The organism is Clavibacter michiganensis subsp. insidiosus (assembly GCF_002240565.1).
In the GTDB taxonomy this organism is placed as follows: domain Bacteria; phylum Actinomycetota; class Actinomycetes; order Actinomycetales; family Microbacteriaceae; genus Clavibacter; species Clavibacter insidiosus.
Window position 1 is genome coordinate 1605179 of sequence record NZ_MZMO01000001.1, and the last position, 13079, is coordinate 1618257.

Sequence of the window (13079 nt, forward strand, 5' to 3'; positions counted from 1 at the left end):
CCGTGCACGGATGTGCAAGGCTCGCGTCATGGTCGACGGCATCGCGCACGAGCGCACCCAGGACGCCCTCCGTGCGGCGCACCTCTACTACATGCAGGACCTCACGATGGAGGCGATCGCGCGCGAGCTCGGCACGAGCCGCTCGTCGGTGTCGCGCCTCCTCTCCTTCGCCCGGGAGACGGGGCTCGTCGACATCCAGATCCGCTCGCCGCTCGACCTGGCGACGGTGCTGGGGGAGCAGCTGCACGAGCGCTACGGCGTGGTCGCGCACGTGGTGCCGGTGCCGGACCAGACGAGCGACGTCGACCGCGTCGACCGGGTGGCCCTCTCCGCTGCACGGATGCTCACCCAGTACGTCGACTCGAACATGGTCGTCGGCGTCGCGTGGGGCTCCACGGTGAGCGCGGTGAGCCGCTACCTCGTGCCGAAGCCGACGCACAACACGCTCGTGGTGCAGCTCAACGGGGCCGGCAACGTGCGCACCACCGGGATCATGTACGCGAGCGAGATCCTCCGCCGGTTCGGCCAGGCGTACGGCGCGACCGTGCAGCAGTTCCCGGTGCCGGCGTTCTTCGACGACCCGGCGACCAAGCAGGCGCTGTGGCGCGAGCGGAGCACGAAGCGCGTGCTCGAGCTGCAGGAGAGGATGGACATGGTGCTGTTCGGCGTCGGATCCCCGGTCGCCCTCGTGCCCAGCCACGTCTACTCGGGCGGCTACCTGGAGCGGTCCGACCAGCGGGCGCTCGACGCCGACGGCGTCGTGGGCGACGTGTCCACCGTCTTCTTCCGCGAGGACGGCTCGTCGGCCGACATCGCGATCAACGCGCGGGCGAGCGGGCCGGATCTCGCGACCATCCGCAGGGCGCCGCGGCGCGTGTGCGTGGTCGCCGGCGCGTCCAAGGTCCGCAGCGTGCGGGGCGCGCTCGCCGCGGGGCTCGTGACCGACGTCGTGCTCGACGAGGGGACGGCGCGCGCGCTGCTCGCGTGACGCGACTGATCCGCGGCGGGAGAGGGAGGGGCTGCTTCGGTGGGCGATACCGGACTCGAACCGATGACCTCTTCCGTGTGAAGGAAGCGCGCTACCAACTGCGCCAATCGCCCGTGCTCACACCGCGGACGGTGCGGCTCCATGATGCCATACCGCGGGGTCGGTCGCGGTCACGGGGCGTCGGCCGGGCCAGCGGGAGCCGGGCGCCGTCGCGACACGCCCGGGTCGCCGTAGAGCGCGCGTCCACCCGATCCGCGTGAACACGCGGAGAACGGCCTGCGGGCGCGGTGCCGGTGGCGTTCCGGCGGGCGTCGTTTTGCACCCGCGACGGGAGATCGGCTAGAGTCATCGAGCACGCAGGGTCGCCGGGAAGCCGGGGGCAGCGAGCGAAATGCGGATGTGGCGCAGTGGTAGCGCATCACCTTGCCAAGGTGAGGGTCGCGAGTTCGAATCTCGTCATCCGCTCGAACAGGGGCCCCGAAGGGGTTCCCTTTCACAAGGTGGGAATCACCGGTGGTGGGGTGGCCGAGAGGCGAGGCAGCGGCCTGCAAAGCCGTCCACGCGGGTTCAAATCCCGTCCCCACCTCGAGCAAGTGCATGAGCGATTGGCGCAGCGGTAGCGCGCTTCCCTGACACGGAAGAGGTCGCTGGTTCGATCCCAGTATCGCTCACCACCAGAAGGCCCCGGGAGACCGGGGCCTTCTGCTTTTCCCGGGTGCCTCGCGCCGATGGCCGTCTGCCGTCGAGGCGCTCCTCGGCTCCTCCCGTCGAAGGGGCCCCGTCGCGCGCCGGTAGTCTGGATCGGTTCCCTCCCCGTCCCGCAAGGAGCCCGCAGTGGTAGACGCCGCCCAGCCCGAGATCCACGACGAGGCCGCGCCCGCGGAGACGACCGGGCAGCCGGTCGAGGCGACGGAGGCGGGCACCGGGTTCACGCTCTTCTCGGACCGCGCCGTCGTCGCCATGCGCATCGGCGGGGAGCTGAAGGACCTCGCGGCCGAGGTGGCCCCCGGCGACGTCGTCGAGCCCGTCCGCATCGACTCGCCCGACGGGCTCGCGATCCTCCGCCACTCGGCGGCGCACGTCATGGCGCAGGCCGTGCAGCAGATCAACCCGGACGCGAAGCTCGGCATCGGGCCGCCCGTCACCGACGGCTTCTACTTCGACTTCGACGTCGCCGAGCCCTTCACGCCCGACGACCTCAAGGCCATCTCCAAGAACATGGAGCGCATCATCCGCCAGGGGCAGCGCTTCACGCGCCGCGTGGTCTCCGAGGAGGAGGCGCGCGAGCTCATGGCCCAGGAGCCGTACAAGCTGGAGCTCATCGGCCTCAAGGGCGGATCCAGCGAGGAGCTGGGCGAGGACGGCGAGTCCGTCGAGGTCGGCGGCGCGGAGCTCACGGTCTACGAGAACGTCGACGGCAAGACCGGCGAGGTCTTCTGGCGCGACCTGTGCCGCGGCCCGCACCTGCCGAGCACGCGCATGGTCGGCAACGGCTGGGCGCTGTCGCGCGTGGCCGCCGCCTACTGGCGCGGCTCCGAGAAGAACCCGCAGCTGCAGCGCATCTACGGCACCGCGTGGCCCACCAAGGACGAGCTGCGCGCTTACCAGGGCCGCATCGAGGAGGCCCTCAAGCGCGACCACCGCCGCCTCGGAGCCGAGCTCGACCTCTTCTCCTTCCCGGACGAGATCGGATCCGGCCTCGCGGTCTTCCACCCCAAGGGCGGCATCATCCGCCGCGAGATGGAGGACTACTCGCGCCGCCGGCACGAGACGGCCGGCTACGAGTTCGTCTACTCGCCGCACATCACGAAGTCGAACCTGTTCGAGACGAGCGGCCACCTCGACTTCTACAAGGACGGCATGTTCCCCGCGATGCACCTCGACGAGGCGCGGAACGACGAGGGCGAGATCACCCGCCAGGGCGCGGACTACTACCTCAAGCCCATGAACTGCCCCATGCACGTGCTCATCTACCGGTCGCGCCAGCGCTCGTACCGCGAGCTGCCGCTGCGCCTGTTCGAGTTCGGCACGGTCTACCGCAACGAGAAGTCGGGCGTGATCCACGGCCTCACGCGCGTGCGCGGCATGACGCAGGACGACGCCCACATCTTCACCACCCGCGAGCGCATGGCCGACGAGCTGAAGGGCACGCTCGAGTTCGTGCTGTCGCTCCTGCGCGACTACGGCCTCGACGACTTCTACCTCGAGCTGTCCACGAAGGACCCGGAGAAGTTCGTCGGATCCGACGAGGTCTGGGAGGAGGCCACCGAGACGCTGCGCCAGGTCGCGGTCGACACGGGCCTCGAGCTCGTGCCGGATCCCGCGGGCGCCGCGTTCTACGGCCCGAAGATCTCGGTCCAGGCGCGCGACGCCATCGGGCGTACGTGGCAGATGTCCACCATCCAGCTCGACTTCAACCTGCCCGAGCGCTTCGGCCTCGAGTACACGGCGAACGACGGCACGCGCAAGCAGCCGGTCATGATCCACCGTGCGCTGTTCGGGTCCATCGAGCGCTTCTTCGGCGTGCTCACCGAGCACTACGCGGGCGCGTTCCCGGTGTGGCTGTCGCCCGTGCAGGTCGTCGGGATCCCCGTGGCCGAGGACTACGAGGAGTACCTCGGCGGCGTCCTCGACCGGCTCCGCGCCGAGGGCGTCCGCGTCCAGCTCGACACGTCGGACGACCGCATGCCCAAGAAGGTCCGCACGCATACGAAGGCGCGCGTGCCGTACCAGCTCATCGCGGGCGAGGACGACCGGGCAGCGGGATCCGTGAGCTTCCGCTTCCGCGACGGCACGCAGGTCAACGGCGTGCCCGTGGCCGAGGCCGTGGAGCGGATCACGGGAGCCATCGCGCGACGCGAGCAGGTGGTGACCGCGTGGCCCGTCTGACGATGTCCGACCACGAGTCCGGGGGAGAGGACGAGCCCGTCGAGGTCCGCGTCGACGACCCCGGCCACCTCGCGGGCGTACCCGACGAGTTCCAGCGCCTGTGGACCCCGCACCGCATGGTCTACATCCAGAAGGGGCAGCAGCCGGACCGTGACGAGTGCCCCTTCTGCATCGCGCCGTCGATGTCGGACGAGGACGCGCTGATCGTCGCGCGCGGCCAGCGTGCTTACGTCCTGCTCAATCTCTTCCCGTACAACAGCGGCCATCTGCTCGTCTGCCCGTACCGTCACATCGCGACCTACGACCTCGCGACCCCCGAGGAGGTCGCCGAGATCGGGTCCCTCACGCAGACCGCCATGCGGGTCGTGCGCGAGGTGTCGCGGAACGACGGCTACAACATCGGCATGAACCAGGGCCAGGTGGCCGGTGCGGGCATCGCCGAGCACCTGCACCAGCACATCGTGCCGAGGTGGGGGCAGGACGCCAACTTCCTGCCGATCATCGCGAAGACCAAGGCGCTGCCCCAGCTGCTGGGCGACGTGCGCGCATCCATCGCCGCAGCCTGGCCCGCACCCGCGGGCGAATAGGATAGGGACCACAATGACTGACACCAACACCCCCGGACAGGTCGGCTCGAGCCGCGTCAAGCGCGGACTCGCGGAGATGCTCAAGGGCGGCGTCATCATGGACGTCGTCACCGCCGAGCAGGCGCGCATCGCGGAGGACGCGGGAGCGGTCGCCGTCATGGCGCTCGAGCGCGTCCCCGCCGACATCCGCTCGCAGGGCGGCGTCGCGCGCATGAGCGACCCCGACCTCATCGACCAGGTCAAGGCCGAGGTCTCCATCCCCGTCATGGCGAAGGCCCGCATCGGCCACTTCGTCGAGGCGCAGGTCCTGCAGTCCCTCGAGGTCGACTACATCGACGAGTCCGAGGTGCTGAGCCCGGCCGACTACGTGAATCACATCGACAAGTGGGGCTTCACCGTCCCCTTCGTCTGCGGTGCGACCACGCTCGGCGAGGCGCTCCGCCGCATCACCGAGGGCGCCGCCATGATCCGCTCCAAGGGCGAGGCCGGCACGGGCGACGTCTCCGAGGCCACCAAGCACATCCGCACCATCAAGTCCGAGATCCGCGCGCTCAGCGCCCTCACGCACGACGAGATCTACGTCGCCGCGAAGGAGCTGCAGGCGCCGTACGACCTCGTGCTCGAGGTCGCCACGACGGGTCAGCTCCCCGTCGTCCTCTTCACCGCGGGCGGCGTGGCCACCCCGGCGGACGCCGCGATGATGATGCAGCTCGGCGCCGACGGCGTGTTCGTCGGATCCGGCATCTTCAAGTCGGGCAACCCGGTCGCGCGCGCCAAGGCCGTCGTCACGGCCACCGCGCTGTTCAACGACCCCGACGCCATCGCGGAGGCGTCGCGCGGGCTGGGCGAGGCCATGGTCGGGATCAACGTCGCCGACGTCCCCGCCCCGCACCGGCTCGCCGAGCGTGGCTGGTAGCAGCGCAGGCACGCCCGGCGACAGCCCGCTCGTCGGCGTCCTCGCGCTGCAGGGGGACGTCCGCGAGCACGTGCGCGTGCTCGAGGGCTTCGGCGCCCGGACCCGTCTCGTGCGCCAGCCGAAGGACCTCCCCGGGATCTCCGGGCTCGTGATCCCCGGCGGCGAGTCCACGGTGATGGACAAGCTGTCGCGCCAGTTCGGGATCGCGGCGCTTCTGCGTGCGGCCATCGACGACGGCCTCCCCGTCTACGGGACGTGCGCGGGCCTCATCATGCTGGCCGACGAGATCGTCGACGCGATCCACGACCAGCGGAGCATCGGCGGGCTCGACGTGTCCGTGCGGCGGAACGCGTTCGGATCCCAGACCGCGTCGTTCGAGGTCGACCTCGACGTGCCGGTGCTGGGGGATCCGCCCGTGCACGCCGTGTTCATCCGCGCGCCCGTGGTCGCCTCCGTGGGCCCCGCGGCATCGGCGCTCGCGTCGCTCGACGACGGCCGGGTCGTCGCCGTCCGCCAGGGCGCGCTCCTCGGCACCTCGTTCCACCCGGAGGTCACGGGCGACCTCCGCTTCCACCGCCTCTTCCTCGACATGGTCGAGGGCGCGGGCCGCACCCTCTGACCCTCCGCGTCCCTCGACGGGGTGCGCCGATGGTCCATCATTGACAGCGAGCAGACGCCGCGTAAGGAGAACCACCCGTGTCCGGACATTCCAAGTGGGCGACCACGAAGCACAAGAAGGCGATCATCGACTCGCGGCGCGCCAAGTCGTTCGCGAAGCTGATCAAGAACATCGAGGTCGCGGCCAAGATCGGCGGCGCCGACATGTCCGGCAACCCGACCCTCGTCGACGCGGTGCAGAAGGCCAAGAAGACCAGCGTCCCGAACGACAACATCGACCGCGCCGTGAAGCGCGGCGCGGGACTGCTCGGCGAGGTCGTCGACTACCAGACGATCATGTACGAGGGCTACGCCGCGAACGGCGTCGCGATGCTCGTCGAGTGCCTCACGGACAACAAGAACCGCGCGGCCGCCGAGGTCCGCACGGCCATGAGCCGCAACGGCGGCACGATGGCCGACCCGGGCAGCGTCGCCTACAACTTCCACCGCAAGGGCGTCCTCGCCGTGCCGCACGCCGAGGCGCCGACCGAGGACGACGTCCTGGCGGCCGTCCTCGACGCGGGTGCGGAGGACGTGACCGACCACGGCGAGGTCTTCGAGATCCGCTGCGAGCCGTCCGACATGGTCGCCGTCCGGCAGGCGCTGCAGGACGCGGGGATCGACTACGACTCCGCCGACGTCGAGTTCGTGCCGCAGGTCAAGGTCGAGGTCGACCTCGAGACCGCGCGCAAGGTGAACAAGCTCGTCGACGCGATGGAGGACCTGGACGACGTCCAGAACATCTACGTCAACAGCGACGTGCCCGCCGACGTGCAGGCCGCGCTGGACGACGACGACGAGGAGTAGGCCCTCATCGCCGGGGTGCGGGGGAGCGGCACGGCGGGCAGCGGCACGTCCGTGCGGATCCTCGGGATCGACCCCGGCCTGACGCGCTGCGGCGTCGGGGTCGTGGACGTCTACGCCGACCGGTCCGCCCGGCTCGTCGACGTGCAGGTCGTCCGCACCAGCCCCACGTCCGAGCTGCACCACCGGCTGCTCGCGGTCGGCGACGGCATCGACGAGCTCGTGGACCGGCACCGGCCGTCCGTCGTCGCCATCGAGCGCGTCTTCGCGCAGGACAACCTCTCGACGGTGATGGGCGTGGCGCAGATCACGGGCGTCGCCCTCGTCGGCGCGGCGCGGCGCGGGCTCGACGTCGCCCTGCACACGCCGAGCGAGGTGAAGGCCGCCGTCACCGGGTACGGCCAGGCCGACAAGAAGCAGGTGGCGACGATGGTCGCGCGGATCCTCGGCCTCGACGAGCTGCCGACGCCCGCCGACGCGTCCGACGCGCTCGCCCTCGCGATCTGCGCCGGGTGGCGCGCCGGCATGTCCCGCGCCGGCGTCGCGGGGACGCCGCCGCCGTCCGCGCGCACCTCCGTCGCGGACGCGCCGGCGGGCGCGGGACCGACCGCGGCGCAGTCCGCGTGGCTCGCGGCCGAGCGTGCGCAGCGGGGTCGGCGCTAGCTCGTAGGGTTGGAGCGTGATCTCCTCCCTCCGCGGCACCGTGCTGTCCGTCTCCGGTCAGACCCTCCTGCTGGAGGTGCACGGGGTGGGCTACGGCGTCTCCGTGACGCCACGGCACGCGCTCGAGCTGCGGCACGGATCCGAGGCCACCGTGCTCACCTCGCTGGTCGTCCGCGAGGACTCGCTCACCCTCTTCGGCTTCCCCGGTCCCGACGAGCTGCGGGCCTTCGAGCTGCTCTGCGGCGTCACGGGCGTCGGCCCGAAGTCGGCCCTCGCGGTGCTCGAGCACCTGGATCCGGAGGCCATGGCCCAGGCCGTCGCGGCGGAGGACGACGCCGCGTTCCGCCGCGTCTCCGGCATCGGCCCGAAGACCGCCAAGCTCATCGTCCTGCAGCTCGCGGGGAAGCTGTTCGTCACGCAGCCGCGGACCCGCCCGACGGCGTCCGGCGCGTCGACGGTCACGGCGGACGTCGTCACGGCCCTCATCGGCCTCGGCTGGTCCGAGCGCGTGGCCCGCACCGCGGTCGACGACGCCGTGGCCGCGGCGGCCGAGCAGGGCCTCCCGGCCGACATGCCCCGCCTCCTGCGCGTGGCGCTCGGGATGCTCGGGCCGCAGCAGCCCGCGGGCGCGTCCGCCGCCGGCCAGGCGGCCGACCGGTGAGTGGCATCGAGCACGGCGACGCGTCCAGCCCCGTCCCGGAGTCCGACGCGGAGCTCGCGTTCGAGGGCGCGCTCCGCCCGCGGTCGCTCTCCGAGTTCGTCGGCCAGGTCAAGGTGCGCGGCCAGCTGGAGCTGCTCCTCACCGCCGCCGCCATGCAGAACCGCTCGCCCGACCACATCCTGCTCGCGGGCCCGCCCGGGCTCGGCAAGACGACGCTCGCCATGATCGTGGCGGAGGAGAGCCGCCGCCCGCTCCGCCTCACGAGCGGCCCGGCGATCCAGCACGCGGGCGATCTGGCCGCCGTGCTGTCGGCGCTGGTGCCGGGCGAGATCCTCTTCGTCGACGAGATCCACCGCATGGCGCGCTCCGCCGAGGAGATGCTCTACCTCGCCATGGAGGACTACCGCATCGACATCATGGTGGGCAAGGGCGCCGGCGCGACCTCCATCCCGCTGGAGCTGTCGCCCTTCACGCTGGTGGGCGCGACGACGCGCTCGGGCATGCTGCCGAGCCCGCTCCGCGACCGCTTCGGCTTCACCGCGCACCTCGAGTTCTACGAGACGCACGAGCTGGAGCAGGTGATCGAGCGGGCCGCCCGCATGCTGCACCTGGAGATCGAGCACGAGGCCGTCGCCGAGATCGCGGGACGCTGCCGCGGCACGCCGCGCATCGCGAACCGCCTCCTCCGCCGGGTTCGCGACTACGCCCTCGTGCACGGCACCGAGGCGGGCCTCGCGTCCGTGCGCGCCGCGCTCGACCTCTACGACGTGGATCCGCTCGGCCTCGACCGCCTCGACCGCGCCGTGATGCGCGGCATCCTCACGCGATTCGGCGGCGGACCGGTGGGGCTCAACACCCTCGCCGTCTCCGTGGGGGAGGAGGCGGAGACGATCGAGTCGGTCGTCGAGCCGTTCCTCGTCCGCATCGGGCTGGTGACGCGCACGCCTCGCGGTCGCGTCGCGACGCCCGCTGCGTGGGAGCACTTCGGCCTCGCGGCCCCTGCATCGCCCGGCGCTCCCGCCCGCGCGTCGGGTCCGTCGGATGCCGCCGGGGCCCTCTTCGGCGATGAACTATGATTCAAGCTGGCCTCCCGCGGAACGTCGCCGGTTCGTCGTGTCCGTCACCTCCCAGCACCTGAAAGGCCCGTCCCGCATGGACCCGTTCACCTTGATCATGTTCGCCGTCCTGGCGCTGCTCATCTTCTTCATGTTCCGCAACAGCCGGAAGCGCCAGAAGGACCTCGCCGCGCTGCAGACGCAGATGGTCCCCGGTGCCGAGGTCATGACCGCGTCCGGCATCTACGGCACGCTCGTCTCCTTCGACGAGGAGAACAACCTCGCGTACCTCGAGGTCTCGCCCGGCACGGTGCTGAAGCTGCACCGCCAGACCATCGCCCGCGTGGTCGAGCCCACCGTCGCCGACGACGCGTCCGTGCTCGTGGACGACGCGCCCGCGGCGGACGTGGTCGACGAGACCGGCACGAGCGACGCCTCGCGACGCCTCGACGACGGCGACGCCCCCACCGCGCGCTCCTGATCCCCCGGGCGGGCGACCACCGGTCGCCCGCCCCTCCCGGGCGGCTCGCCGCCCGGACCCGTTCACCCCCTCCATCCGGTGCGCCGCGCGAATCCCGCCGGCGCACCGCGAAGAAAGTCGAGTGTCCAGGTGGCCAAGTCGCCCACACCGGTACGCAAGGCCAGGCGCAAGCTCATCTGGCTGCTGGTCATCATCGGCCTCCTCGCCGGCGGCAACGCCGCCAGCGTGGCGTTCAGCAACGGGTCCTGGACCCCGAAGCTCGCGCTCGACCTCGAGGGCGGCACGCAGATCATCCTCGCGCCGCAGCTCGACGGCGCGTCCTCCGGGCCCACGAGCGAGCAGCTCGCCCAGGCGGTCTCGATCATCCGCCAGCGCGTCGACGCGAGCGGCGTCTCCGAGGCGGAGATCACCACGCAGGGCGGCAGCAACATCGTCGTGAGCCTTCCGGGCGAGCCCGACGCGGCCACCATGCAGCGCCTGCAGTCGTCGGCGAAGCTCGAGCTGCGCCCCGTGCTCATCAGCGCGGCCGGCACGGCGTCGTCCGCCGCGACGCCCACGCCCACCCCCACCGACGGATCGGCGCCCGCGGACGGCTCCACCCCCGCGGCCGAGGCCACCCCGGATCCCTCCGCCCTCTCCGACGAGCCGACCGCGGAGCCCACGGGCCCGAGCGACGTCTCCTGGGTCACGCCGCGCCTCCAGGCCGAGTTCGCCGCGTACGACTGCGCGACGGCCCCGGAGAGCGACGGCCAGGCGGCCCCCGCCGACCGCGCGATCATCGCCTGCTCCGACGACGGCGCCGCGAAGTACGTGCTCGGCCCGGTCGAGGTCGATGGCAGCACCATCTCCGATGCCACGAGCGGCCTCCAGCAGTCGAGCCAGGGCGTCAGCACCGGCACCTGGTCCGTCAACCTCGTCTTCGACGGCGACGGCACGAAGCAGTTCGGCGACATGTCGACCCGCCTCATCACGCTCGAGTCGCCGCGCAACCAGTTCGCGTTCGTCCTCGACAACGAGGTCATCTCCGCACCGGTGACGCAGGGCGTGGTCACGAACGGCAAGCCCTCCATCACGGGCAACTTCACCCAGGAGAGCGCGAAGGCGCTGGCCGACCAGCTCAAGTTCGGCGCGCTGCCGCTCAGCTTCACGCTGCAGAGCTCGGACGTCATCTCGGCGACCCTCGGGTCGTCGCAGCTCACCAGCGGCCTGATCGCCGGGCTCATCGGCCTCGTGCTCGTGGTGCTCTACTCGCTCGTGCAGTACCGGCTGCTCGGCACGGTGACCATCGCGTCGCTCGTGATCGCCGCCGTCATCACCTACCTCCTCATCACGCTGCTCAGCTGGCGGGAGGGGTACCGGCTGTCGCTCGCCGGGGTGGCGGGGCTCATCGTGGCCATCGGCATCACGGCCGACTCGTTCATCGTGTACTTCGAACGCATCAAGGACGAGCTGCGCGACGGCCGCGGGCTCGTCTCCTCGGTCGAGCAGGGCTGGAAGCGCGCGCTCCGCACGATCATCGCGTCAGACACGGTCAACTTCCTGGCGGCCGCGGTGCTCTTCATCCTCGCGGTGGGCAACGTCAAGGGCTTCGCGCTCACGCTCGGGCTCACGACGATCATCGACCTCATCGTCGTGTCGCTGTTCACGCACCCGATCCTCCAGCTGCTCGCGAACCGGCCGTTCTTCGCCGAGGGCCACCGCATGAGCGGGCTGGACCCGCGGGCGCTCGGTGCCGTCTACCGCGGCCGCGCGACGTTCCGCACCCCCACCGCCGCCGCGGGGCGCAACGCCGCCGCGGCCAAGGAGGCGGCGCGCCGGCAGACCATCGCCGAGCGCAAGGCCGCCCAGGGCCAGGCGACCGGATCCACGAAGACCGCGACGATCGACGCACCGCGGGCCGACGACACGAGCAGGGACGACTGATGGCTGGCTTCTCCGAGTTCGGCAACGACCTCTACACGGGCAAGCGCTCGTTCGACATCGTCGGCCGCCGCCGCCTCTGGTACTCCATCGCGGCGATCTGCATCCTCGTCTCCATCCTCGGCCCGCTGCTGCGCGGCGGCTTCACGTTCGGGATCGAGTTCACGGGCGGATCCGAGTACACGGTGAGCGGCGTGCGGTCGCAGTCGCAGGACATCGCGAGCGAGGCGGTCGCGACCGTGACGCCCGTCCCGGCGCGCGTTTCGTCCGTGGGGTCGGACGCCGTCCGCGTCCAGACCGACCAGCTGCAGCCCGAGGACAGCACCGCCGTCCGGCAGGCGCTCGCGACGGCGTACGGCGTCGAGACGTCCAGCGTCACCGAGTCCTTCATCGGGCCGTCGTGGGGCCAGGACATCACGCGCCAGGCGCTCTGGGGCCTCGTGGTCTTCCTCGCGCTGGCGGCGATCGTCATGTCGGTCTACTTCCGCACGTGGAAGATGTCGGTGGCCGCGATCATCGCCCTCCTGCACGACCTCGTCCTCACCGCCGGCATCTACGGCATCACGGGCTTCGAGGTCACGCCCGCGGCCGTCATCGGGTTCCTCACGATCCTCGGCTACTCGCTCTACGACACCGTCGTGGTGTTCGACAAGATCCGCGAGAACACCGCGGAGGACGGGCAGGAGTCGAGGCGCACCTTCGGGCAGTCGGTGAACCTCGCGGTGAACCAGACCCTCGTGCGCTCGATCAACACCTCGATCGTCGCCATCCTCCCGGTCGGCTCGATCCTCTTCATCGGAGCCGTCGTCCTCGGCGCCGGGACGCTGCGGGACATCGCGCTGTCGCTGTTCATCGGCATCATCGTCGGCACCTACTCGACGATCTTCATCGCGGCCCCGCTGTACGCGCACCTCCGCGAGAGCGAGCCCAAGGTGAAGCGGGGCGACGCCCTCGCCGCCTCGGCCGCGAGCCGGGCCCAGGCCGAGCGCGCGGCCGTCACGGTGGAGTCGTGACGAGCTCGCAGGGCGCGGGCGTGCCCGAGGACCTCGACGCGGCGACGGCCAAGGCCCGCACCGCGACCCGGGATTCGTGGCTGCTCGACGTCCGCGAGCAGGACGAGTGGGATGCCGGGCACTCCGCCATGGCCCACCACATCCCGATGGGCGAGCTGGAGGCGCGCGTCGCCGAGATCCCCACCGACCAGCACATCGCGGTCGTCTGCCGGTCGGGCCATCGGTCCGCCATCGCGGCGCAGGCGCTGCTGCGCGGCGGATTCGCGGCCTCCAACGTCACGGGCGGCATGCACGCCTGGTCCGAGATGGGCGGCGACGTCGTCGTGGACGACGGGCAGCCCGGCCGCATCGCCTGAGCCCCGTCCGTCGCGTCCCGCGCGTCGCGACGGCCGCCCGTGGTCGGGAGCTCTCGGGCGCGGTGATAATTTGGTCTCCAGCACACGCC

General features: G+C 71.5%; 13 protein-coding genes and 4 tRNA genes. 16 read left to right on the top strand and 1 reads right to left on the bottom strand.

All coding sequences use genetic code 11. The features are described from left to right. Window positions 1–28: 28 nt before the first annotated feature. Window positions 29–988: a sugar-binding transcriptional regulator gene (locus B5P21_RS07845; RefSeq protein WP_045528218.1), complete on the top strand. Its 960-nt coding sequence runs from the start codon at window positions 29–31 to the stop codon at window positions 986–988. Window positions 989–1028: 40 nt separating this feature from the next. On the opposite strand, the gene B5P21_RS07850 is transcribed toward B5P21_RS07845, so the two are convergent. Beyond that, window positions 1029–1101: transfer RNA gene (locus B5P21_RS07850), tRNA-Val, on the bottom strand. A gap of 280 nt (window positions 1102–1381) precedes the next feature. On the opposite strand from B5P21_RS07850, the gene B5P21_RS07855 reads away from it, so the two are divergent. The 15 genes from B5P21_RS07855 (at window position 1382) to B5P21_RS07925 (ending at window position 12990) form a co-directional block, all read left to right on the top strand. Further along, window positions 1382–1453: transfer RNA gene (locus B5P21_RS07855), tRNA-Gly, on the top strand. 50 nt (window positions 1454–1503) lie between these two features. Continuing rightward, window positions 1504–1574: transfer RNA gene (locus tag B5P21_RS07860), tRNA-Cys, on the top strand. Between the two features lie 13 nt (window positions 1575–1587). Beyond that, window positions 1588–1662, top strand: a tRNA-Val gene (locus tag B5P21_RS07865). 160 nt (window positions 1663–1822) lie between these two features. Then, window positions 1823–3877 (top strand): threonine--tRNA ligase, encoded by a 2055-nt coding sequence (gene thrS, locus B5P21_RS07870; RefSeq protein ID WP_045528217.1) that lies wholly within the window; start codon window positions 1823–1825, stop codon window positions 3875–3877. A gap of 2 nt (window positions 3878–3879) precedes the next feature. Then, window positions 3880–4464 (top strand): HIT family protein, encoded by a 585-nt coding sequence (locus B5P21_RS07875; protein ID WP_045528216.1) that lies wholly within the window; start codon window positions 3880–3882, stop codon window positions 4462–4464. A gap of 13 nt (window positions 4465–4477) precedes the next feature. Beyond that, window positions 4478–5380, top strand: coding sequence for a pyridoxal 5'-phosphate synthase lyase subunit PdxS (gene pdxS / locus B5P21_RS07880; RefSeq protein WP_094171005.1), 903 nt, complete (start codon window positions 4478–4480; stop codon window positions 5378–5380). Further along, complete coding sequence (pdxT, locus tag B5P21_RS07885; RefSeq protein WP_094171006.1) at window positions 5370–5999, top strand: pyridoxal 5'-phosphate synthase glutaminase subunit PdxT; 630 nt, start codon at window positions 5370–5372, stop codon at window positions 5997–5999. The genes pdxS and pdxT overlap by 11 nt, the downstream gene beginning before the upstream one ends. A gap of 77 nt (window positions 6000–6076) precedes the next feature. Beyond that, window positions 6077–6844 carry a YebC/PmpR family DNA-binding transcriptional regulator gene (locus B5P21_RS07890; protein ID WP_094171007.1) on the top strand — a complete coding sequence of 256 codons (768 nt, stop codon included), beginning with the start codon at window positions 6077–6079 and terminating at the stop codon, window positions 6842–6844. Between the two features lie 51 nt (window positions 6845–6895). Further along, on the top strand, window positions 6896–7504 hold the full coding sequence (ruvC, locus tag B5P21_RS07895; protein WP_045530355.1) for a crossover junction endodeoxyribonuclease RuvC: 609 nt from the start codon (window positions 6896–6898) through the stop codon (window positions 7502–7504). Between the two features lie 16 nt (window positions 7505–7520). Continuing rightward, window positions 7521–8165 (top strand): Holliday junction branch migration protein RuvA, encoded by a 645-nt coding sequence (gene ruvA, locus B5P21_RS07900; protein ID WP_045528212.1) that lies wholly within the window; start codon window positions 7521–7523, stop codon window positions 8163–8165. Continuing rightward, a complete protein-coding gene (ruvB, locus tag B5P21_RS07905) occupies window positions 8162–9241 on the top strand; it encodes a Holliday junction branch migration DNA helicase RuvB (protein ID WP_045528211.1) in 1080 nt (359 codons plus the stop codon). Before ruvA ends, ruvB begins: the two co-directional genes overlap by 4 nt. 76 nt (window positions 9242–9317) lie before the next feature. After that, the gene (gene yajC, locus B5P21_RS07910; RefSeq protein WP_228504134.1) at window positions 9318–9701 is read left to right on the top strand and encodes a preprotein translocase subunit YajC; all 384 of its coding nucleotides are present in this window, start codon (window positions 9318–9320) and stop codon (window positions 9699–9701) included. Between the two features lie 129 nt (window positions 9702–9830). Continuing rightward, a complete protein-coding gene (gene secD / locus B5P21_RS07915; RefSeq protein ID WP_045528209.1) occupies window positions 9831–11624 on the top strand; it encodes a protein translocase subunit SecD in 1794 nt (597 codons plus the stop codon). After that, window positions 11624–12634 carry a protein translocase subunit SecF gene (gene secF, locus B5P21_RS07920; RefSeq protein ID WP_045528208.1) on the top strand — a complete coding sequence of 337 codons (1011 nt, stop codon included), beginning with the start codon at window positions 11624–11626 and terminating at the stop codon, window positions 12632–12634. Before secD ends, secF begins: the two co-directional genes overlap by 1 nt. After that, on the top strand, window positions 12631–12990 hold the full coding sequence (locus tag B5P21_RS07925; protein WP_045528207.1) for a rhodanese-like domain-containing protein: 360 nt from the start codon (window positions 12631–12633) through the stop codon (window positions 12988–12990). The genes secF and B5P21_RS07925 overlap by 4 nt, the downstream gene beginning before the upstream one ends. Window positions 12991–13079 lie beyond the last annotated feature (89 nt).

Coding starts and splice junctions, on each gene's coding strand:
- B5P21_RS07875 (WP_045528216.1), top strand. CDS start 3,880: ATGTCCGACCACGAGTCCGGGGGAGAGGACGAGCCCGTCGAGGTCCGC.
- B5P21_RS07845 (WP_045528218.1), top strand. CDS start 29: ATGGTCGACGGCATCGCGCACGAGCGCACCCAGGACGCCCTCCGTGCG.
- yajC (WP_228504134.1), top strand. CDS start 9,318: ATGGACCCGTTCACCTTGATCATGTTCGCCGTCCTGGCGCTGCTCATC.
- secF (WP_045528208.1), top strand. CDS start 11,624: ATGGCTGGCTTCTCCGAGTTCGGCAACGACCTCTACACGGGCAAGCGC.
- pdxS (WP_094171005.1), top strand. CDS start 4,478: ATGACTGACACCAACACCCCCGGACAGGTCGGCTCGAGCCGCGTCAAG.